General features: G+C 67.5%; 22 protein-coding genes and 1 pseudogene. 20 read left to right on the forward strand and 3 right to left on the reverse strand.

Annotated elements, in window-relative coordinates:
- From AOZ53_RS34170 to AOZ53_RS13145, 20 genes and pseudogenes are all read left to right on the forward strand, one after another.
- Positions 1–64, forward strand: a pseudogene (locus tag AOZ53_RS34170) (elongation factor Tu); the annotation flags it as partial.
- Positions 65–137: 73 nt separating this feature from the next.
- On the forward strand, positions 138–449 hold the full coding sequence (rpsJ, locus tag AOZ53_RS13055) for a 30S ribosomal protein S10 (protein WP_003806903.1): 312 nt from the start codon (positions 138–140) through the stop codon (positions 447–449).
- A 333-nt stretch (positions 450–782) separates the two neighbouring features.
- Positions 783–1,472, forward strand: coding sequence for a 50S ribosomal protein L3 (gene rplC / locus AOZ53_RS13060; protein ID WP_006392074.1), 690 nt, complete (start codon positions 783–785; stop codon positions 1,470–1,472).
- A gap of 4 nt (positions 1,473–1,476) precedes the next feature.
- Positions 1,477–2,094 (forward strand): 50S ribosomal protein L4, encoded by a 618-nt coding sequence (rplD, locus tag AOZ53_RS13065; protein ID WP_006389605.1) that lies wholly within the window; start codon positions 1,477–1,479, stop codon positions 2,092–2,094.
- Positions 2,091–2,387, forward strand: a complete 297-nt coding sequence (gene rplW, locus AOZ53_RS13070) for a 50S ribosomal protein L23 (RefSeq protein WP_006216557.1) — start codon at positions 2,091–2,093, stop codon at positions 2,385–2,387. The genes rplD and rplW overlap by 4 nt, the downstream gene beginning before the upstream one ends.
- Complete coding sequence (gene rplB, locus AOZ53_RS13075; RefSeq protein ID WP_054430952.1) at positions 2,388–3,215, forward strand: 50S ribosomal protein L2; 828 nt, start codon at positions 2,388–2,390, stop codon at positions 3,213–3,215.
- 12 nt (positions 3,216–3,227) lie between these two features.
- Positions 3,228–3,503, forward strand: a complete 276-nt coding sequence (gene rpsS / locus AOZ53_RS13080; protein WP_006216555.1) for a 30S ribosomal protein S19 — start codon at positions 3,228–3,230, stop codon at positions 3,501–3,503.
- A 3-nt stretch (positions 3,504–3,506) separates the two neighbouring features.
- On the forward strand, positions 3,507–3,836 hold the full coding sequence (rplV, locus tag AOZ53_RS13085) for a 50S ribosomal protein L22 (RefSeq protein WP_054488127.1): 330 nt from the start codon (positions 3,507–3,509) through the stop codon (positions 3,834–3,836).
- Between the two features lie 9 nt (positions 3,837–3,845).
- Positions 3,846–4,637, forward strand: coding sequence for a 30S ribosomal protein S3 (gene rpsC, locus AOZ53_RS13090; RefSeq protein ID WP_006389609.1), 792 nt, complete (start codon positions 3,846–3,848; stop codon positions 4,635–4,637).
- 2 nt (positions 4,638–4,639) lie between these two features.
- A complete protein-coding gene (gene rplP / locus AOZ53_RS13095; RefSeq protein WP_006389610.1) occupies positions 4,640–5,056 on the forward strand; it encodes a 50S ribosomal protein L16 in 417 nt (138 codons plus the stop codon).
- A 13-nt stretch (positions 5,057–5,069) separates the two neighbouring features.
- Complete coding sequence (gene rpmC / locus AOZ53_RS13100; RefSeq protein WP_003806912.1) at positions 5,070–5,261, forward strand: 50S ribosomal protein L29; 192 nt, start codon at positions 5,070–5,072, stop codon at positions 5,259–5,261.
- A 2-nt stretch (positions 5,262–5,263) separates the two neighbouring features.
- Entirely contained in the window at positions 5,264–5,545 is a 282-nt protein-coding gene (rpsQ, locus tag AOZ53_RS13105) for a 30S ribosomal protein S17 (RefSeq protein WP_006216549.1), read from the forward strand.
- Between the two features lie 182 nt (positions 5,546–5,727).
- Positions 5,728–7,113 carry a GumC family protein gene (locus tag AOZ53_RS13110; protein WP_255353236.1) on the forward strand — a complete coding sequence of 462 codons (1,386 nt, stop codon included), beginning with the start codon at positions 5,728–5,730 and terminating at the stop codon, positions 7,111–7,113.
- Positions 7,110–8,087 carry a CpsD/CapB family tyrosine-protein kinase gene (locus AOZ53_RS13115; protein WP_054488129.1) on the forward strand — a complete coding sequence of 326 codons (978 nt, stop codon included), beginning with the start codon at positions 7,110–7,112 and terminating at the stop codon, positions 8,085–8,087. Before AOZ53_RS13110 ends, AOZ53_RS13115 begins: the two co-directional genes overlap by 4 nt.
- 11 nt (positions 8,088–8,098) lie before the next feature.
- A complete protein-coding gene (locus AOZ53_RS13120; RefSeq protein ID WP_054430947.1) occupies positions 8,099–9,493 on the forward strand; it encodes an O-antigen ligase family protein in 1,395 nt (464 codons plus the stop codon).
- Entirely contained in the window at positions 9,490–11,769 is a 2,280-nt protein-coding gene (locus AOZ53_RS13125) for a glycoside hydrolase family 5 protein (protein WP_054488131.1), read from the forward strand. The genes AOZ53_RS13120 and AOZ53_RS13125 overlap by 4 nt, the downstream gene beginning before the upstream one ends.
- Positions 11,766–12,695 carry a glycosyltransferase family 2 protein gene (locus AOZ53_RS13130; protein ID WP_054430943.1) on the forward strand — a complete coding sequence of 310 codons (930 nt, stop codon included), beginning with the start codon at positions 11,766–11,768 and terminating at the stop codon, positions 12,693–12,695. Before AOZ53_RS13125 ends, AOZ53_RS13130 begins: the two co-directional genes overlap by 4 nt.
- Before the next feature lie 4 nt (positions 12,696–12,699).
- Positions 12,700–13,890 (forward strand): glycosyltransferase family 2 protein, encoded by a 1,191-nt coding sequence (locus tag AOZ53_RS13135; RefSeq protein WP_054474561.1) that lies wholly within the window; start codon positions 12,700–12,702, stop codon positions 13,888–13,890.
- On the forward strand, positions 13,887–15,176 hold the full coding sequence (locus tag AOZ53_RS13140; RefSeq protein WP_054488132.1) for a lipopolysaccharide biosynthesis protein: 1,290 nt from the start codon (positions 13,887–13,889) through the stop codon (positions 15,174–15,176). Before AOZ53_RS13135 ends, AOZ53_RS13140 begins: the two co-directional genes overlap by 4 nt.
- Positions 15,177–15,182: 6 nt before the next feature.
- Complete coding sequence (locus AOZ53_RS13145) at positions 15,183–16,247, forward strand: acyltransferase family protein (protein WP_054474559.1); 1,065 nt, start codon at positions 15,183–15,185, stop codon at positions 16,245–16,247.
- On the opposite strand, the gene AOZ53_RS13150 is transcribed toward AOZ53_RS13145, so the two are convergent.
- From AOZ53_RS13150 to AOZ53_RS13160, 3 genes are read right to left on the reverse strand one after another with little or no spacing between them, the layout of a single operon-like run.
- Entirely contained in the window at positions 16,219–17,235 is a 1,017-nt protein-coding gene (locus tag AOZ53_RS13150) for a capsular biosynthesis protein (RefSeq protein ID WP_082380333.1), read from the reverse strand. The two genes, AOZ53_RS13145 and AOZ53_RS13150, sit on opposite strands and share 29 nt — an antisense overlap.
- A 26-nt stretch (positions 17,236–17,261) precedes the next feature.
- The gene (locus AOZ53_RS13155; RefSeq protein ID WP_054488135.1) at positions 17,262–18,194 is read right to left on the reverse strand and encodes an NAD-dependent epimerase/dehydratase family protein; all 933 of its coding nucleotides are present in this window, start codon (positions 18,192–18,194) and stop codon (positions 17,262–17,264) included.
- Positions 18,191–19,873: an FAD-dependent oxidoreductase gene (locus AOZ53_RS13160; RefSeq protein ID WP_054488140.1), complete on the reverse strand. Its 1,683-nt coding sequence runs from the start codon at positions 19,871–19,873 to the stop codon at positions 18,191–18,193. The genes AOZ53_RS13155 and AOZ53_RS13160 overlap by 4 nt, the downstream gene beginning before the upstream one ends.
- Positions 19,874–19,900 lie beyond the last annotated feature (27 nt).

The following is a 19,900-nucleotide window of genomic DNA, read 5'->3' on the forward strand; positions in this document are numbered from 1 at the left end:
TTTCGCCATCCGTGAAGGCGGTCGTACCGTCGGCGCCGGCGTCGTCGCCAAGATCCTGAAGTAATTCGGATCACTTAAGCAGCACACAACCAGCGGGGGCGCCTGCCGCCCTCGCCCCTCGTTCTTTAGGAAACGCCATGAAAAACCAAAAGATCCGTATCCGCTTGAAGGCTTTCGATTACAAGCTGATCGATCAATCGGCCGCTGAAATCGTCGACACCGCCAAGCGCACGGGCGCCGTTGTCCGCGGCCCGGTGCCGCTGCCCACGCGTATTCGTCGTTACGACGTGCTGCGTTCGCCGCACGTCAACAAGACGTCGCGTGACCAGTTCGAAATCCGTACCCATCAGCGCCTGATGGACATCGTTGATCCCACCGACAAGACCGTTGACGCCCTGATGCGTCTGGACCTGCCGGCCGGCGTCGACGTCGAAATCGCGCTGCAGTAAGGCGTATCGCGAGTCCGCTACCTTCGCCAGTGGACTTGTGAAGAATGGCCGCAATCCTTCGGGACTGCGGCCACTTTGTTTTTGCGCCACAGCCTGGCGCGCGGCGGGCGGGGCCGGCGGCCTTTTACGCTAAGTGCTTGTGCTGCCTGGAAAAAACATGCTAATATGCCAAGCTTGCCATTTTGTGGCAGGTCTAACTATGGTGAGGCGCGCGCAAATCCGGGATTTTCCGGGCGAGCAACCCCAAGCCAGGTTGAACATAGTCGTAGGGCAAAGGCCGTTACCTTTTGCCTGATTAGCCCCGACCAATCGCAGTCGGGAATGGAGAAAACGATGTCGAATTCGACACCCACGCCCGCCGCTCATCGGCTGGGGCTGGTGGGTCGCAAGGTCGGCATGACCCGCATTTTTACCGAGGAAGGTGAATCCATCCCGGTGACCGTGCTGGACGTGTCGAACAACCGCGTGACCCAAGTTAAGTCGCTGGAAACCGACGGCTACGCCGCGATCCAGGTGGCTTATGGCGCTCGTCGCGCCTCGCGCGTGCCGCAAGCACAAACGGGCCACTACGCCAAGGCCGGCGTTGAAGCCGGTAGCATCCTCAAAGAATTCCGCCTTGATCCCGCTCGCGCCGCTGAATTTGCGGCCGGTTCCGTGATCGCCGTGGAATCGGTGTTCGAAGCCGGCCAACAGGTCGACGTCACGGGCACCACGATTGGTAAGGGCTTTGCCGGTACCATCAAGCGCCACAACTTCGGCTCGCAACGCGCCTCGCACGGTAACTCCCGTTCGCACCGCGTTCCCGGCTCGATCGGCCAAGCTCAAGATCCGGGCCGCATTTTCCCGGGTAAGCGCATGGCGGGTCACCTGGGTGATGTCACCCGCACCGTTCAAAACCTCGACGTCGTTCGCGTTGACGTTGAGCGCGGCCTGCTGCTGGTCAAGGGCGCTGTCCCCGGCCACGCTGGCGCCGACATCGTCGTGCGTCCGGCCATCAAGGCCCCGGCCAAGAAGGGAGCGTAAGTAAATGGATCTCAAGCTCCTGAACGACCAAGGTCAGGCCGCGACTTTCAGCGCGCCCGACACGATCTTCGGCCGTGACTTCAACGAAGCGCTGATTCATCAGATCGTGGTGGCTTTCCAAGCCAATGCCCGTGCCGGCAACCGCGCTCAGAAGGATCGCTCGGAAGTCAAGCACTCGACCAAGAAGCCCTGGCGCCAGAAGGGTACCGGCCGCGCTCGCGCCGGTATGACCTCGTCGCCGCTGTGGCGTGGCGGTGGTCGGATTTTCCCGAACTCGCCGGAAGAGAACTTCAGCCAGAAGGTCAACAAGAAGATGTACCGCGCCGGGATCCGCTCGATCCTGTCGCAGCTGGCTCGCGAAGACCGCATCGCCGTCGTCGAATCGTTCGATCTGGAATCGCCCAAGACCAAGGCTGCCGCTGCAAAGCTGAAGAGCCTGGGCCTGGACTCGGTCCTGATCATCACCGACAACGTTGATGAAAATGTTTACCTCGCCACCCGCAACCTGCCGCACGTTGCCGTTGTCGAGCCCCGTTATGCCGATCCGTTGTCGCTGGTCCACTACAAGAAAGTGCTGATCACCAAGCCGGCCATCGCTCAACTCGAGGAGATGCTGGGATGAACGCTGAACGCTTGATGCAAGTCATTCTGGCTCCGATCGTGACCGAAAAGGCCACGTTCGTCGCTGAGAAGAATCAGCAAGTCGCTTTCCGTGTCGTGGCTGACGCTACCAAGCCGGAAATCAAGGCTGCCGTCGAACTGCTCTTCAAGGTGCAGGTCGAGTCCGTGCAGGTCCTCAACCGTAAGGGCAAAGTCAAGCGCTTTGGCCGATTCGTTGGCCGCCGTCGCAATGAGCGCAAGGCTTACGTCTCGCTCAAGGACGGCCAGGAAATCGACTTTGCGGAGGTGAAGTAAATGGCCCTCGTAAAAGTTAAGCCGACTTCGGCTGGCCGCCGTGGCATGGTGAAGGTTGTCAGCCCGAACCTGCACAAGGGTGAGCCCTACGCGCCGCTGCTGGAAAAGAAGACCCGTGGTTCGGGCCGTAACAACAACGGTCACATCACGATCCGCCACCGTGGCGGCGGTCACAAGCAACACTACCGTGTCGTCGACTTCCGTCGCGACAAGGATGGCATCCCCGCGAAGGTCGAGCGTCTGGAATATGACCCGAACCGTACGGCGCACATCGCTCTGCTGTGCTACGCCGACGGCGAGCGTCGTTACATCATCGCTCCGCGCGGCCTGGAAGTGGGCGCCACGCTGATCTCGGGCGTCGAAGCCCCGATCCGCGCCGGCAACACGCTGCCGATCCGCAACATCCCGGTGGGTACGACGATTCACTGCGTCGAAATGCTGCCCGGCAAGGGTGCCCAGATGGTCCGTTCGGCCGGCGCTTCCGCCGTCCTGCTGGCCCGCGAAGGTACCTACGCTCAAGTGCGTCTGCGCTCGGGTGAAGTCCGCCGTGTGCACATCGAGTGCCGTGCCACCATCGGTGAAGTCGGTAACGAAGAACACAGCCTGCGCCAAATCGGCAAGGCCGGTGCAATGCGTTGGCGCGGTATTCGCCCGACGGTTCGTGGCGTCGCCATGAACCCGGTCGATCACCCGCACGGTGGCGGCGAAGGCCGTACCGGTGAAGCACGCGAACCGGTCAGCCCGTGGGGCACCCCGGCGAAGGGTTTCAAGACCCGTCGCAACAAGCGGACGAACAATATGATCGTCCAACGGCGCAAGCGCAAGTAAGAGGCGAACACTATGTCACGTTCGATCAAGAAAGGCCCGTTTGTCGATGCTCACCTGATCAAAAAGGTGGACACGGCCGTCGCGGGCAAAGACAAGAAGCCGATCAAGACCTGGTCGCGTCGCTCGACGATCCTGCCCGAGTTCATCGGTCTGACGATCGCTGTGCACAACGGCAAGCAGCATGTTCCCGTTTACATCAACGAGAACATGGTCGGTCACAAGCTGGGCGAGTTCGCGCTGACCCGTACGTTCAAGGGTCACGCCGCGGACAAGAAGGCGAAGAGGTAAGCGATGGAAACTACTGCCATTATCCGTGGGGTTCACATCTCCGCTCAAAAGACGCGTCTGGTTGCGGATCTGATCCGCGGTCAGAAGGTCGGCCGTGCGCTCGAGATCCTCTCCTTCTCGCCGAAGAAGGCCGCCGCCATCCTGAAGAAGGCTGTCGAGTCCGCCATCGCCAACGCCGAGCACAACGACGGTGCCGATATCGACGAACTGAAAGTCACCACGATCTTCGTGGACAAGGCTCAGTCGATGAAGCGCTTCTCCGCTCGCGCCAAGGGCCGCGGCAACCGTATCGAGAAGCAGACCTGCCACATCACGGTCAAGGTCGGAGCTTAAGGAGTCACGATGGGTCAGAAAATTCACCCCACTGGGTTCCGTCTCGCGGTCACCCGTAATTGGTCCTCGCGTTGGTTCGCCGACGACAAGGCCTTCGGCAGCATGCTGGCCGAAGACATCCGTGTCCGCGAGTACCTGAAAAAGAAGCTCAAGAGCGCCTCCGTCGGTCGCGTGATCATCGAGCGTCCCGCCAAGAATGCCCGCATCACCGTCTACTCGGCTCGTCCGGGCGTGGTGATCGGCAAGCGCGGCGAAGACATCGAAAGCCTGAAGGCTGATCTGCAGCGCCTGATGGGCGTGCCCGTGCACGTCAACATCGAAGAAATCCGCAAGCCGGAAACCGATGCTCAACTGATCGCCGACTCGATCTCGCAACAGCTCGAGAAGCGCATCATGTTCCGCCGCGCCATGAAGCGCGCGATGCAGAACGCCATGCGTCTGGGTGCCCAAGGCATCAAGATCATGAGCTCGGGCCGTCTGAACGGTATCGAAATTGCTCGCACCGAGTGGTATCGCGAAGGCCGTGTGCCGCTGCACACCCTCAAGGCCAACATCGACTACGGCACCTCCGAAGCCCACACCACGTATGGCGTGATCGGCATCAAGGTCTGGGTCTACAAGGGCGACATGCTGGCCAACGGCGAACTGCCGCCGGAAACCGCCGCCCCGCGTGAAGAAGAACGTCGTCCGCGCCGCGCTCCGCGTGGTGATCGTCCGGACGGTGCTCGCACCGGTCGTCCGGGTGGTCGTGGCCGTGGTCCCCGCAAGGCGGACGCTGCTCCGGCGCCTGAAGGAGAATAACCATGCTGCAACCCTCTCGCAGAAAGTATCGCAAAGAGCAGAAGGGCCGCAACACCGGTCTGGCGACCCGTGGTACCCACGTGTCGTTCGGCGAATTCGGTCTGAAGGCCACCGGCCGTGGCCGTCTGACCGCTCGCCAGATCGAAGCCGCTCGTCGTGCCATCAACCGTCACATCAAGCGCGGCGGCCGCATCTGGATTCGCATTTTCCCGGATAAGCCCATCTCGCAGAAGCCTGCCGAAGTCCGTATGGGTAACGGTAAGGGCAACCCGGAGTACTGGGTCGCCGAGATTCAGCCCGGCAAGGTGCTCTACGAAATGGAAGGGGTTAGCGAAGAGCTCGCGCGTGAAGCTTTCCGCCTGGCCGCTGCCAAGCTGCCGATTTCGACCACGTTCGTCGCGCGTCATATCGGTGCTTAAGGAGTACTAAGACATGAAAGCCAGCGAACTCCGTTCGAAAGACGCCGCCGAGCTCGGCAAAGAGCTCGAAAGCCTGCTGAAGGCACAATTCGGTCTGCGTATGCAGAAGGCCACGCAGCAGCTTGCCAACACCAGCCAGCTGCGTAACGTGCGCCGCGACATCGCGCGCGTGCGTACCTTGCTGACCGAGAAGGCAGGGAAATAAAGATGAGCGAAACTCAAAACACCCAAGTGGCCAAGCGCCAGCGTACGCTGGTCGGCAAGGTCGTCAGCAACAAGATGGACAAGACTGTCGTCGTTCTGGTTGAACGCCGCGTCAAGCACCCCATCTTCGGCAAGATCATCATGCGTTCCGCGAAGTACAAGGCGCACGATGAGTCGAACCAGTACAACGAAGGCGATACGGTTGAAATCGCTGAAGGCCGTCCCATCTCGCGCTCGAAGTCGTGGCGCGTGGTGCGTCTGGTTGAAGCCGCACGTATCATCTAAGTGCCAGCTTTCGGAACGGCTTGCCGTTCCGGGCTAGAAAGGCAAGGGCTCAGGCCCTTGCCTTTTTTTTGCCATAAATATCGTCATCGGGCGTTTTATTTCCGGTATTTTTCCCATCTGGCCCCCAGATCGGACTCTCCGGTAGAATCAGCTATTACGCCACGCTGACTCCAGATCCCGCCGTGACTCCCGAATACAGTCTGCTCTCGTTGAATCAGGTGTGGGCAATGTTGGCCGCCCGCGCGCGGCTGGTCGCCCGGGTGACCCTGGCCACGCTGGCGCTGACCTGCCTGCTGCTGCTGGTGCTGCCGCGCGTGTGGACGGCATCGTCGGACGTCTTCATCGACTACCGCGAAAACGACCCGATCAACGGACGCTCGTTTTCAGCGCTGCTCGACGAAAGCTATATGCAGACGCAGATCGACATGATCCGCAGCCAGGCGGTCGCCGACCATGTGATCTCGACCCTGGAGCTGCTGTCGGGACCGGACGCGGCGCAGGGCACCAAGGCGCACAACGACCTGGTGGAGTACATCCGCCGCAACCTGGAAGTCGTCAAGCAGCAGAACAGCCGCGTGCTGACGGTGTCGTTCTCCGCCAATACGCCGCAGAAGGCGCGCGAGTTCACCAACGCGGTGGTCAATTCCTACCTGGCGGTCAGCCAGAACATCTCGTCGGCGGCGGCGCGCGCGCGCAGCGAACAGTATTCCGCGCAGCTGGAGCAGTTGCGCGGCGAGGTGGACGCGATCCAGGACAAGCTGACGCGCTACCAGCAGGAGACCGGCATCGTCGATACGGAGCAGACCGGCGGCGATATCGACGTGCGCACGCTCAACGACATGACGACGTCGATGCTGACGCTGGACGCGCAGCTGGAGGCCGCCAAGGCGCGCAACGAAACCACCGAACGCCTGCTCAAGAGCGGCATCCGTCCGGAGGACCTGCCCGAGGTGGGGCAGATCGCGCCCATCAACGACCTGCGCAACGGCCTGACGGTGGTGGATCACCAGCTCGGCCAATTGCGCGGCTCGCTGGGGCCCAGGCACCCGACCGTGGCGGGGCTGCTGGCGCAACGGTCGCAGATGCTGGCCGATATCTCGCGCCAGTCCAAGGCCGCCATCGAGGCGCAGCGCGGCGAGCTGGAGCGCCTGCAGACCCAGAAGGCGGCGCTGCAGCGTGACATCGAGGCGCAGCGCGCCAAGGTCCTGGACCAGATGGCCAAGCGCGATCGCATCGCGGCCTATCGGCGCCAGTTCGCCGGCGTCGAGCAGGTCTACCAGACCGCCCTGCAGAAGTACGACGGCATCCTGATGGCCAGCAACATCTCCCTGCCCAACCTGGCGGTGCTGCGCGCGGCCGACGTGCCGACCTCGCCGTCGCGCCCGAAGGTGCGCAGCAGCCTGGCGCTGGGCCTGGTGGTGGGCCTGCTGGCGGGCCTGGCGCTGGCCATGCTGCTGGAACTGAGCCGACGCCGCATCCGCTGCGCCGAAGACCTGGAGCGCAACACGCGCCAGCCCGTGCTGGGCCGCATCGGCCGTAACCCGACTCCCGCGACGGTGACGTCATGAGCGATTCCACGCTGCGTCCTCTGTTTGACCGGCTCAATCAGCAGCAGGCCGCGGAGATGGCGCCAAGCCTGGCGCCCGATACCGTGCCGGGCGAGAAGATGGGTGAGCGCTTCGTGCGCCTGGGGCTGCTGACCGAGGACCAGGTCCAGCACGTGGTCCAGCTGCAGCAGGCCGAGCGTCTGCGCTTCGGCCAGGCCGCCGTGAAGCTCGGTTTCGTGTCGGAAGCGCGGGTGCAGTCGGTGCTGGCCGAACAGTATCGCTACGACTATGCCCCGGCGCAGCAGGGGGATATCCATCTGGCGATCGCGGCGGCGCCGTTCAGCCGCGAGGCCGAGGCGATCCGCCAGGTGCGCGCCGAGATCTCGATCCGCCTGGAAGACCTGCCGCGCATCGCGGTGGCGGTGGTGAGCCCGGATGACAGCGAGGGCCGTGCCTACCTGTCGGCCAGCCTGGCGCTGGCGTTCGCGCAGACCGGCCGCCGCACGTTGCTGGTCAACGCCAATCTGCGCGCCAGCGGCCAGGACGATATCCTGGGCGGCGCCAGCGGCGCGGGCCTGTCCTCGATCCTGGCCGGCCGCGCGCCGGCGGGCGACAGCCGCGCCGTGCCGGGCTTTCCGACGCTGGGCGTGCTGGATGCCGGGCCGCAGCCGCCCAACCCGGCCGAACTGCTGCGCGAACCGGCGCTGGACCGCCTGCTGGCGGCCTATGCCGACCAGTACGAGATCTTCATCGTGAACACGCCGGCGGCGGCCCACTCCTCGGATGCGCAGAGCATCGCGCGCCAGGTGGATGCCTGTGTGCTGGTGGCGCGCAAGGACGTGACGTCGTTGAGCGCCCTGACGCGTACCGCGGAGGTGCTGGAGACGGCCGGCGTGCGCGTGCTGGGCACGGTCTACAACGAATACGAGCCGGATGCCCCGCAGGGCTGGAAGGACCGGCTGCGCGCGCTCCTGCCGGCGCGGCTGCGGCGTTGAGGAGCGCGGCCATGGGCGCGCCCGCGGTCGTGGCGGTTGGCGGACAGAGCCGGGGCGACCGCTGGGCCGTCTGGCTGCTGGTGGGGCTGAGCCTGCTGTTCGCCATCGTGCCGGACACGCTGTCGGTCAACGCGGTGGGCCCGGAAGCCAACCACACCATCGAACAGGGTTCGATGCTGCGCCAGGTGCAGTACGGGTCGTTGTTCCTGGGCGCGCTGTTCGTGCTCTGGCATCACGTCCGACCCGCGCTCATGAACCTGCGCGCGTCCAATCTGTTCCTGATGCTGCTGGTGTTCTATTGCCTGGCCAGCGCGACCTGGTCGCCGTATCCGGACATCACGATCAAGCGCACCATCATTTTCGCGGGCCTGGTGCTGATCGGGCTGACCGTGGCGCCGCCCTTCAGCAGTCCGCGCCAGTTCCTGCGCGTGATCCTGGGCACCTACACGATCGTGCTGGTGCTGTCGTGCCTGGTGGCGGTGTTCATTCCGAGCATGGGGGTGGACACCCTGCTGGGCAATGCCTGGCGCGGCATCACCTGGCAGAAGAACATGCTGGGTTCGATCGCCGGCTTCGCCGTGTTGCTGTGGCTGCGCGAATGGCTGATGACGCCGTCGATCCGGCGCCTGAGCGCGGTGGGGCTGCTGTTCAGCGTGTTCATGCTGGTGATGGCCAAGAGCGCCACCGCCATGCTGGTGACGGGGCTGGGCGCGGGGGTCTACCTGCTGACGCGCAAGCGGTTCTTCGGCGGCCGTCATACCGGGCAGATCCTGATGCTGGGCGCGCTGCTGGTGGCGCTGTACTTCCTGCTGATGTTCTACGTGGCGGTGGGCCGCATGCCGCGGGTCGACGACGTGGTGCTGGTGGTCACGTCGCTGTTCAACAAGAGCAATGACCTGACCGGCCGTGGCGAGATCTGGGCGCTGGTGGACATGGCCATCCAGCGGCATCCCGTCTGGGGCATCGGCTACAGCGCCTTCTGGGTGGGCGAGGGCGGTCCGGCGCAGTTCATCGCCGACAAGCTGGGCTGGCTGCCGGGGCAGGCGCACAACGGCTACATCGATATCCTGCTGGACCTGGGCCAGGTCGGCATGGGGCTGTTCCTGGGCTGCCTGCTGTGGCACGTGGTCAGCATCATGCGGCTGTTCAAGATCGACCGCGAGGATGCGGCGATGCACCTGGCCATCTGCGTGACGATCATGGTCAGTAATTTCTCGGAAAGCCAGATCCTGCGCGACACCAATTTCCAGAACATCATGTTCATCTATTCGTCGCTGGCGATCAGCGGCCGCCTGGCGATGGAACGCTGGCGGCGGCGCGCGGCGGTGGAGTCCCAGCCGGCGCCGCCGCCTGTCCGGGCCGCCGCGGCGCGGCCCTACGCCATCCGCCGGGAGCGCGAGGCATGATGCGCTGGCGCGCCGTGCTGGTTCTGGCGCTGATGTGGGTGATGAGCGCCGCGACGGCCGCGCCCGCGGGCTGGTTCGGCTTCGAGATGAATCCGGCGGCGCTGTCGGGCGCGCCGGATGTGTCGGCGCTCAACCGGCCGCTGGACGCGGCTTCGCGCATTGTCGTGCGCGACGGGCATTTCCATCGTGTCGGCGCCGACGGCCAGCCGGGCGCGGGCGATGACACGCGGGTGCGGTTCTTCGGCGTGAACCTGACGTTCGGCGCCAACTTCCCTGATTCCATCGAGGCCGCCACGCTGGCGCGGCAGTTGCGCAGGCTGGGCTTCAACGCGGTGCGTCTGCATCATCTGGATTCGCTGCCGTCGGATTATCCGGACGCGCCGATCAGCATCCTGACCACGGGGCCGTTTCCGACCTTCAGCCCGACGGCGGTGGCGCGGCTGCGGGGCCTGATCGAGGCGCTGGCGCGCGAGGGCATCTACGTCAACCTGAACCTGCACGTGGGCTATCGCTTCCGCCCGCGCGTGGACGGCCTGCCGGCGCTGGACGGCGGCGTCGACATGCCGCCGTTGACCGCGCCGATCCATGTGTACGACCCGCGCCTGATCGCGATGCAGGAAGACTACGCGCGGCGGCTGATCCAGGCGCTGGGCCTGAAGGACAATCCGGCGCTCGCCATGGTCGAGCTCAACAACGAGTCGTCGCTGCTGGCGGCGTGGCTGGGGCCGGATTGGCTGGCGGCGATTCCGTCGGCCTATGCGCCCGAACTGCGCAAGCAGTGGCGCGCCTGGCTGATGCAGCGCCACGGGTCGCTGGCGCAGGCCTGCGCCGCCTGGGGCGGATGCGCGGGCGGCAACGACAACGCGGTGGAGTTCCCGGTGCCGGGCCAGCAGCAGCCGCTCTACGAGAGCGGCCTGGCGCAGCTGCGTTCGGGCATCGCGCGGCGCGTCAGCGCGTGGTTCGGCAGCGATGCCAAGGTGGATCTGCGCGAACGCGATTTCCTGTTGTTCCTGGCGGCGACCGACCAGGCCTATTTCGAGCGCCTGCGCCGCGTGGTGCACGAGAGCACCGACGCGCGGGTGCCGGTGACCGGCACGCAGATGGGCTATGGCGGCCTGCTGAATTTCGATTCCCAGGTCGCCATGGACTACATCGACGAGCACTTCTACGTCGGCCATCCGGACATCCGGGCCAACGACGACTGGCGCATCCCGGACCTGACTGCCAGCGGCAACGAGTTCGACCGCGTGCTGGCCCTGTCGCTGCGGCGCGACGCCAGGCGGCCGTTCGTGGTCAGCGAATTCAACCAGCCTTTCCCCAACCCCCGTGGCGCGGAAATCCTGCCGCTGATGAGCGCGGTGGGCGCCCTGCAGGACTGGGATGGCCTGTTCTACTTCGACTACAGCGATGCCCAGCGCCTGCCGCAGTCGCCATCGCGCTTCGCGCTGAGCGGCGATTGGGGGCGCATGGCGCTGGCGGGCCAGAGCGCCTTGCTGTTCCGCCAGCCGCTGCTGGCCGCGCTGCCCGACGCGATCGCCTTGCCGATGGGTCCGCAGCAGCGCCTGCGGCTGGGCGCCGACCGGCGCTTCGATGCGATCACCACCGGCCTGGCCGATGGCCTGGGCGCAAAGCCGCAATGGGCATTGCAGGGCCGGGTGGGGTTGGACCTGGCCGCGGCGCCCGACGCGGCGCTGCCGGGTCTGCCGAACGCGACGCCCTTGCTGAGTCACGACGCGTCGGCGGGCCGCATCGTGATCGACGCGCCGGCCCTGTGGGCCGTGTTCGGCGCCACCGGCAGCGGCCGTATCGGCGGCCCGTCGGTCTGGATGCAGTTCGACGCGGCGGGCGCGGCCAGCGCCATGCTGACGCCGCTGGACGGCCAGCCACTGGCGCGGTCGCGGCATATGCTGCTGGGCCTGGGCAACGACACCACCGGCACGCAGCCGGGCTCGATGCCGGCCCGGCCCAAGATGCGGGTGCCCTATCGTGGCCAGGGCGCCTGGTCCACGCTGGAGCCGGACGCCGGTTCGGCCGGCCCGTCGGGCGATTACGCCACCCGGCCGCCGGCCTGGCTGCGCCGCACGCCGGCGCTGCTGGGGCTGGCGCCGCGCGGCGGCCGGCTGTCGGTCTATCCGCTGGATGGCGAAGGCCGCCGCCGGGCCGCGTTGCCGGCCGCCGAGGCGAGCTCGGGCGCCGACGGCGTGCGCGTGCGGGTGCAGGCCCGCGATGATGGCGCCAGTCCCTGGTATGAACTGGTCTTCGAGGATGCGCCATGAGCTTCGGTCCCATCAGCGTCTGCATCCCCACCTATCGGCGGCCGCTCATGCTGAGCCAACTGCTGGACGACCTGGCGGCGCAGACGTTGGCGCCGTCCCAGATCGTGGTGGTGGACAATGACGTCGCGGGCAGCGCGCGGGCCGTGGTCGAGGCGCACCGCGGCGCGTTCGAGGCGCGGGGCGTGGCGCTGGACTACGCCGTGCAGCCCGAGAAGAATATTTCCCTGACGCGCAATATGACGGTCGCGCTGGCGCGTGGCGACTGGCTGGCGATGATCGACGACGACGAGCGCGCGCCGGCCCAATGGCTGGCGCTGCTGGCGGCGGCGGCCCGCGATCATGGCGCTGACGGGGTGCAGGCGCCGGTGGTGCCCGACATCCCGGCGAGCGCGCCGGCCTGGGTGCGCCGCGGCCGTTTCTATGAATGGCCGCGTTTCCGCACCGGCGAGGAAGTGCCGCGCAATGCCCTGCGCACCGGCAATTTCTTCATCGCGGCCGATTGGCTGCGGCGCCAGGCGCAGGTCTTCAATCCGGCCTATGGCCTGACCGGCGGCGAGGACGGCGACATGCTGATGCGCCTGGTCGGCCAGGGCGCGCGCCTGATCTGGTGCGACGAGGCCCACGTCACGGAGCCGGTGCCCGAAAGCCGCATGCGGACCCGGTGGATCCTGAAGCGCGCCTTGCGCGGCGGGCAGGATTTCGCCATCCACTTCGAAGCGGGCCGGCTGGGAAACCGTCGCCCCGCGATCATGCGCCGGGTGGTGTTCTACGCGCGGGCGGTGACGCAGATGACCGTCGCCGGCGTGTTGGCGCTGGTATCGTGGCCGCTGGGCCGGCATCACGCGGTGCACTGGCTGGGCCGCGCCTATGCCAACTACGGAAAACTGTCCGTCCTGTGGGGCGGGCATTACCAAGAGTACGCTTGAGCACATGGCCGGCTTCCTGCACCTGATCCTGTTCATCATCGCCTTGCCCGTCACGGCGGCCACCGCCTATCTGGGCCTGCTGACGCTGCTGTCGGCGCGCCTGCCGCGGCCGCAGCCGCAGCGGCGCGACATGCGCTTCGACATCCTGGTGCCGGCGCACAACGAGACCGCGGTGATCGAGCGCACGGTGCGCAGCCTGGCGGCCATCGACTGGCCGCGCGAGCACTACCGCATCATCGTCATCGCCGACAATTGCACCGACGATACGGCGGCGCTGGCGCGCGCCGCGGGCGCCGAGGTGATCGAACGCCACGACGACCAGCATCGCGGCAAGGGGTATGCGCTGGAGTACGGCATCGCGCGCAGCGCGGCCGACGGTTTCGCGCACGCGGTCGCGGTGATCGACGCCGACACCGAGGTCACGCCCAACCTGCTGGCCGCCTACGCCGCGCGCATCGAGCAGGGGGCGGCCGTGATGCAGGTGCATTACGGGGTGCTCAACCCGGACGAATCGTGGCGCACCCGCATCATCACCATCGCCTACGGCGCCTTCCATGCGGTGCGGGGCCGCGCGCGTGAACGGCTGCGCGCTTCCAACGGGCTGCGCGGCAACGGCATGTGCATGACGCACGCGCTGCTGCGCGAGGTGCCGTTCAATATCCATTCGATGGCGGAAGATCTGGAGTATGGCGTGGTGCTGGGCCTGCACGGTCACCGCGTGGTCTATATCGACGAGGCCAGCGCCGACGCGGAGCTGGTGGCTTCCGAGCGCGGGTCGCGCACGCAGCGCCAGCGGTGGGAGGGCGGCCGCCTGGCCGTGATGCGGACTTACGTCGGCCGACTGCTGCGCCAGGCCGTCACGCGGCCGAGCTGGATCTGCCTGGAGCTGGCGATCGACCTGCTGACCATGCCGCTGGGCTACATCGCGCTGCAGATCGGCGCGTTGCTGGTGCTGGGCGGGCTGGCCGCGTGGCTGCTGCCCGGCGCCGGGCTGGCCGCATGGCCGCTGTTGGCGCTGGTCCTGCTGGGCGTGCTGGCGCTGCACGCGCTGCGTGGCTGGCAGCTGTCGCCGCTGGGGCCGCGGGCGCTGCTGGACCTGCTGCGCGTGCCGTTCTTCGTGCTGTGGAAGCTGTACGTGCTGTTGCGCAACCGGCGCAACAAGCACTGGATCAAGACCGATCGGGATACCAAGTGACGCGGGCACGCCTCTCCGCCTCGGGCCTGGCGCGCCTGTTCGGCAGCTCGATTGCCGACCAGGCCATGCTGTCGGCCGCCAACTTCGGCGTCGGCCTGATCCTGATCCGCTACGCGGCGGAAGCGCAGTACGGCTATTACATCCTGGCTTTCAACACCATGATGTTGCTGACGACGCTGCAGGGCACCTTCATCGGCACGCCGATGGTGATCCGCCTGCCCGCCCTGGACGAGGCGGCGCGGCGCCAGTGGATGGGCAGCTTGCTGCGCGACCAGAAATGGCTGGGGGCGGCGGGCGGCGCGCTGGCGCTGGCCGTGGCGCTGGCCGGCTGGGCGATGGGGCTGTTCGACGGCGAATCGACCCTCGTGGTGATGGCGGCCATCGGCCTGGTGCTGGCGGCGCTGTACCGCGAATACCTGCGCGGCATCCTGTTGATGTACCACCGTCCGCAACAGGTGCTGGGCGCGGACGCGATCTACGTGGCGGTGCTGCTGGCCGGCTGCGCGCTGGCGGTGAAGACGCCGGTGGCGGCGGCCGGCGCCCTGCTGGCGGGCACGATGGCGGCGCTGGCCTGCGCCGGCGTGCTGCGCCGGGTGCTGGCCAGTGATATCGAGCGCGACGCGGCGCCCGGCCGCCTGCGCGAGATCGCCCGCATGGGGTTCTGGGCGGCCTCGGGCGGCGTCATCTATTGGTTGTTCAACCAGGGCTACAACTTCCTGACCGCGGCCACGCTGGACCTGGCGGCGGTGGCGGCGCTGGCCGCTTCGCGCCTGACGCTGATGCCGATCAACCTGCTGCTGGCCGGCATGCAGAAGCAGCTGACGCCGCTGGCCTCCGTCTGGATGCACGGCATGGGCGCGCGCCGCACTCTGCGCCGCCTGATGCTGTTCTCGCTGGCGCTGGCGCTGTTCACGCTGCTGTACGGCGCGGTGATCTGGCTGCTGCGCGACTGGATCTTCCTGGACCTGATGCGCAAGGATTTCCCGCAACGCGACCTGTTGCTGGTGCTGTGGATCGGCCTGTTCGTGCTGATGGTGATCCGCGAGCCGATCATGATGGTGCCGCTGCTGCGCCAGCGCTTCCGGGCGTTGAGCGCGGCCACGCTGGTCTGCGCGCTGATCGCGTTGGCGATAAGCTATGTGGGCATGCTCCAGCTGGGCCCCATCGGCGCGGTGATCGGCATCCTGACCGGCGAGGCCTGCTATGGCCTGGCGGTGATCGTCATGGCGTGGCGCGAAGTGCGGCGCGATGACGGTGACGCCTTCCCTTCTTACCGTACCAGGTAATCGTACATGGACATTCTCTCGATTCAGTACCTGCGCGGCGTCGCGGCCATGATGGTGGTGCTGGTCCACTTGTATCCGCAGCTCGAGCGCATGGGCTACCAGGGCTACTGGCCGCACTGGCTGGCCGCCGGCGTCGACATCTTCTTCGTCCTGAGCGGTTTCCTGATGTGGATCACCACGCGCGGCAAGAAGGTCGGCGTGCTGGAGTTCTACCGGCGCCGCGCGGTGCGCATCATTCCGCTGTACTGGGTGCTGACCTCGGTGGCGGTGGCGGTGATGCTGATCGCGCCGCAGCTGCTGCAGACCACCCGCTTCGGCCTGTTCCACGTGATCGCCTCGTATCTGTTCGTCATGGTGCCGAATCCGGCGGGCCTGATCGAACCGGTGCTGACGGTGGGATGGACGCTCAATTACGAGATGCTCTACTACGTCATCTTCGGCCTGACGCTGGTGCTGCCGACGGCTTGGCGCTTCGCGATCACGACCCTGGTGCTGCTCGGCCTGAGCATGCTGGGATGGTTCGTTGTCGGCGACGACACGCCGATCCTCAAGGTCTACACGTCGGACATCGTGCTCGAATTCGTGCTGGGCATGGCCGTGGGCTGGTGGTTCTCGCGGCCGCACAAGGGCGGATCGGCGACGCTGGGCTGGACACTGGTGCTGGGCGGCTTCGTCGTGATCGGGCTGATGTCGGTGCTGGCCCCGAATGCCTCGCGGCCGCTGGCGCAGGGCGTGCCGGCGGCGGCGATCGTGGTGGGCGCGATCCTGCTGGAACGCTTCCAGGCGCTGCCGCGCCTGAATTTCCTGCACAAGCTGGGCGATGCCTCGTATTCGCTCTACCTGTCGCACGCCTTCGTGCTGTCGGCCGTGAGCCAGGGTTGGCGCAAGCTGCACTTGGACAGTCTGCCGGGCGGGCAGGTGGCGTTCTGCGTCGTCGGCATCCTGGCCTGCACGGTGGCGGGCCTGCTGGTCTACCAACTGATGGAGCGGCCGCTGATCAACCTCTTCAAGAAGCCGCGCGAGCAGGAGGCCTCCAAGGCCGCTACCCGCCGATCCGTAGCCGGTCTTTGAGCAGGCGCAGCCAGCGTTTGTGGCGGCGCGCCGCGGCGCGCTGCGGCGTCCAATCGATCATGCTGTCGTGGATGTCGTAGTGGCCGCGCTGGGCGTCGGGCACCTGGCCCGATTCGACCGCGGCGATCAGTTCCGGCAGCCTGCGATAGAACTCCGCGCCGCGATAGGGCGGGTGCAGTGACCACAGACCGGGCGCCGCGCCCAGCAGGTCGACGCGGTGCAGGCCGTTGGCGCGCAGCACCTCGCTCAGGATGACCTCGGCCTCGCGCACGTCCGGGGGATTGCCCAGCAGGTGCGATTTGGTCCGTTGCACGGCGCCGGGCCGCAGCAGCGGCAGGTGGCCGAGCGTGGCGCGCAGCCGTTCCATGTCGAGCATGAAGATGCGCGTGCTGGCATTCTGGAAACGGTAGGCGGGGGCGCCGGCGATCTCGACGCGCTCGGGCGCGGGCAGGCCGTGGCCATGGACCGCGGCGTCGGTGCGCGGCGGGCCGGGGAAGGGGCCCGTCAGCAGCACGGTGGGATCCTGCTCGGTGTAGGCGATGGCCTCTTCCACCCAGGTGTGGCTGCCGCCGCCGAACAGCATGTCGCCGTCGAAATGCACGATGTGGCGCGCCTGGCTGTGATGCATGCCGTAGAAATAGGCGTAGAACGGGCCGCCGTCCCAGGCCTTGACGGGGATGTCGTCGGCGCCGAAGAACGATTGCGCCACCTCGCGGCGGGCCGCCGGCGCGTAATCGACCTCGATGACGTCGAGCTTGGGCATGTCGCGGCGCAGGTCCTGCGCCAGGGCTAGCAGCTTGGACCGGTATTCGTCGAAGTGCGTGCCGCGATAGCGGCCCGAGCGGCTGCGGTGCGTGTCGATGGTGACGAGGATGCGGTCAACCATGGGCGCCCAGACACGGATCTGGTGCGGCAGCAGCAGCGCCGCATGGGGATAGTCCATGGGGTACATGCTGATCTGGGCGGCGACGCGATAGGGGTAGGCCACGGCCGGTTCTCCTGGTTGCGGCGGCATCATGTCCGGGGCGCGGCGACGGTGGCCGCGAGACCCTGTTGCAGGGAGGTCCAGCGCAGGCCGAGCTGCTGCTCGGCGCGGGTCGAGACCAGCCGGATGGGCTGGCGCCAGAGGCGCGCCAGCGACGGCGGAATCGGCGGCGGCAGGCGCAGGCCCACGCGCCGCAGGCCGATCTCGGCGATTTTCAATGCCGGCGCCAGCAGGTGCGTTTCGATCTTCAGGCGGCGCGCGCCGATGCGCTTGAGCGGCACGGCGCCGAGCGCGCGGGCGTAGGCCAGGAAGTAGCCGTTCCAGTCGGGCGCATCGGCCATGGCGAGGTTGTAGGCCGCGGCTCCGGCCGGCGCGCGCAACCCGGCCAGCACGGCCGCCACGACGTCGTCGATGTAGACGAGGTTGCTGCAGCCGTCGCCGGCCGCGCCCAGGTCGCCGATGCGGTGCGCGCGCAGCAGGTCGGCGATGCGCAGGCTCCACTGCGGACTGTCGGGGCCGTAGATGCAGCCTGGCCGCAAGGTGACGACGGTGTCGCGCGCGGCCAGCAGCCGTTCGGTTTCGACCTTGGCGCCGCCATAGCCTTGAAGGTTCGCGGCCATGGGGTGGTCTTCGCTTATGTCGCCGCGCGCCGCGCCATAGACCGCCATGGAGCTGAAATGCACCAGGCGCGTGGCGCGCGCGTCGAGCGCGGCCGCCAGCGCGCGGGCGCCGGCCGTCATGGTGTCGGGGGAGCCGGCGACGCAATTGACCGCGGCGTCGACGTCGCCGAGGGCGCGCGTCACCGCGGCCGGATCGGCGGCGTCGAGCACGATCTCGCGGCCTTGCTGGCGCGCGCGGCGCACGCCGGCCACGGGTTCGGCCCAGTCGCTGGCGGCCAGCGCCGCCACCACGCGCCGGCCGACATAGCCGTTGGCGCCCAGGACCAGGATGCGTTGTTTCATGTGCGGGTCTCCGTGGCTACGTCGCTGGGCGCATGGACGCGGCGCAGGTGATCGGCCAGGCGCAGGGCCAGCGCGACGATGGTCAGGGTCGGGTTGGCCTGGCCGGAGGTCGGGAAGACCGCCGAGCCGGCAATGTAGAGATTGGGGGTTTCGTGCACGCGGCAGTCGGCATCGACCACGCTGTCGCGCGGATCGTGCCCCATGCGCGTCGTGCCGATATGGTGGCCGCCGTAGGCGCCGTAGCGCGTCATCTCGGCCTCGACCTGGGCCGGGTCGTAGTCGAAGCGGCCCACGCCGCTGGCCGCCAGCGCCTCGGCCAGCGCCGCCAGCGCGGTCTGCACGGTGGCCACGTCGCGCGGCGTGTAGCGCCAGTCGATGTGCAGGCGGCGCATGCCGAGCGCGTCGACGTCGTTGCCCAGCGTGACGCGGCTGTCGGGGTTGGGCTCCTGCTCCGCGTGGAAGTCGAGGCTGTAGCGGCGGTTGCGCGGGTGGACGATGATGGACGGAAACTTGCGCGCGGCCAGCTTGCGTTCGGTCAGCATGTGCCACATGAAGCGCGCGGTGGCCGGCGCGCCCAGCAGCACGTTGCGCAGGTGGCTGAGCCACAGGCCGAGCGAACCCGGCGTGTCGCCATACAGCCGCTTGGCGTATTCGTAGGGCACGACGGGACGGGCCAGGTACAGCGCCGACAGGACGCCGCTGCCGTGCCCGGGATCCGGAATGCGCGGATGGTGCAGGCGCGCGATGAAGTTGCCGGCGTGCAGGCGGCGCTGCGCCTCGGGTTGCAGGGCCAGGCGCCGGCGGCAATAGATGCCTTCGTCGGAGACCTCGTAGCCATGCCAGACGGAACGGGCGCCGGCCAGGTCCACGTTGCCGATGGTGCCGGCGATGTGGCACATGTAGTAGCGGCCCACCACGTCGTGGGCGTTGCCCAGTCCGCGGCCGCTGGCGCCGGGGTTGGCGAGCAGCAGCCGCGCGGTTTCCAGGCCGCCGGTGGCGAGCACGTAGGCGCGCGCCCGGACCGTGAAGACATTGTTGCCGGCCAGCGTGCGGACCCGGGCCGGGCCGACGGGGGCGCCGGCCGCGCCGCTGTCGAGCTGGCACAGGTTGGCGTTCTGCAGCACGCGCACGGGGCCCTGGCGCAGCCGCTCGGCGTAGCGCCAGCCGAAATCGGTGGGCACGCTGAAGCGTTCCAGCGTGTCGGTGGAGAACTCGGGGCTGTCGAAGCCTTCGATCATCGGCCGCACGGGGCGATGGAAGGCGGTCTCGACGGTGTAGGCGAAATCGCCCGCTTCGCACAGCTGGTTGGCGCGCGGGTAGTAGGGCCGCAGGTCGTCCAGGCCGATGGGCCAGCCGCTGTGCGCGATGTAGTCGCGCGGCTCGAAGTCGATGGGATCGAACGGCATGCAGCGGCCACCCCAGATGGTGGTGGAGCCGCCCATGCGGCGCTGGCGGTAGCGCTCGGGCTCGGGGTGCATGCGCGCGTCGGCGACGCTGCCGGCGTAGAGCGCCTGGGTGGCCTTGTCCTCGGCCGGGCCGCCGCTTTCGAGCAGCACGACGTCCAGGCCGCTGTCCAGCAAGGCCAGGGCCAGCGTGATGCCGGCGGCGCCACCGCCGACGATGCACAGGTCGGCGGTGAGGATCGAGCCGTTCGGAACGGTGTTGGCGTCCAGGATCATCGTGTCGCTCCGGGCAGGCGCCGCAAG

Source organism: Achromobacter sp. 2789STDY5608621 (genome assembly GCF_001299375.1).
Taxonomy (GTDB): Bacteria; Pseudomonadota; Gammaproteobacteria; order Burkholderiales; family Burkholderiaceae_B; genus Achromobacter; species Achromobacter insuavis.

Excerpts from the sequence above, each read along its gene's own strand:
- rpsJ (WP_003806903.1), top strand. The coding sequence starts at position 138 with ATGAAAAACCAAAAGATCCGTATCCGCTTGAAGGCTTTCGATTACAAG.
- rplC (WP_006392074.1), top strand. The coding sequence starts at position 783 with ATGTCGAATTCGACACCCACGCCCGCCGCTCATCGGCTGGGGCTGGTG.
- rplD (WP_006389605.1), top strand. The coding sequence starts at position 1,477 with ATGGATCTCAAGCTCCTGAACGACCAAGGTCAGGCCGCGACTTTCAGC.
- rplW (WP_006216557.1), top strand. The coding sequence starts at position 2,091 with ATGAACGCTGAACGCTTGATGCAAGTCATTCTGGCTCCGATCGTGACC.
- rplB (WP_054430952.1), top strand. The coding sequence starts at position 2,388 with ATGGCCCTCGTAAAAGTTAAGCCGACTTCGGCTGGCCGCCGTGGCATG.
- rpsS (WP_006216555.1), top strand. The coding sequence starts at position 3,228 with ATGTCACGTTCGATCAAGAAAGGCCCGTTTGTCGATGCTCACCTGATC.
- rplV (WP_054488127.1), top strand. The coding sequence starts at position 3,507 with ATGGAAACTACTGCCATTATCCGTGGGGTTCACATCTCCGCTCAAAAG.
- rpsC (WP_006389609.1), top strand. The coding sequence starts at position 3,846 with ATGGGTCAGAAAATTCACCCCACTGGGTTCCGTCTCGCGGTCACCCGT.
- rplP (WP_006389610.1), top strand. The coding sequence starts at position 4,640 with ATGCTGCAACCCTCTCGCAGAAAGTATCGCAAAGAGCAGAAGGGCCGC.
- rpmC (WP_003806912.1), top strand. The coding sequence starts at position 5,070 with ATGAAAGCCAGCGAACTCCGTTCGAAAGACGCCGCCGAGCTCGGCAAA.
- rpsQ (WP_006216549.1), top strand. The coding sequence starts at position 5,264 with ATGAGCGAAACTCAAAACACCCAAGTGGCCAAGCGCCAGCGTACGCTG.
- AOZ53_RS13115 (WP_054488129.1), top strand. The coding sequence starts at position 7,110 with ATGAGCGATTCCACGCTGCGTCCTCTGTTTGACCGGCTCAATCAGCAG.
- AOZ53_RS13120 (WP_054430947.1), top strand. The coding sequence starts at position 8,099 with ATGGGCGCGCCCGCGGTCGTGGCGGTTGGCGGACAGAGCCGGGGCGAC.
- AOZ53_RS13125 (WP_054488131.1), top strand. The coding sequence starts at position 9,490 with ATGATGCGCTGGCGCGCCGTGCTGGTTCTGGCGCTGATGTGGGTGATG.
- AOZ53_RS13130 (WP_054430943.1), top strand. The coding sequence starts at position 11,766 with ATGAGCTTCGGTCCCATCAGCGTCTGCATCCCCACCTATCGGCGGCCG.
- AOZ53_RS13135 (WP_054474561.1), top strand. The coding sequence starts at position 12,700 with ATGGCCGGCTTCCTGCACCTGATCCTGTTCATCATCGCCTTGCCCGTC.
- AOZ53_RS13145 (WP_054474559.1), top strand. The coding sequence starts at position 15,183 with ATGGACATTCTCTCGATTCAGTACCTGCGCGGCGTCGCGGCCATGATG.
- AOZ53_RS13155 (WP_054488135.1), bottom strand. The coding sequence starts at position 18,194 with ATGAAACAACGCATCCTGGTCCTGGGCGCCAACGGCTATGTCGGCCGG.
- AOZ53_RS13160 (WP_054488140.1), bottom strand. The coding sequence starts at position 19,873 with ATGATCCTGGACGCCAACACCGTTCCGAACGGCTCGATCCTCACCGCC.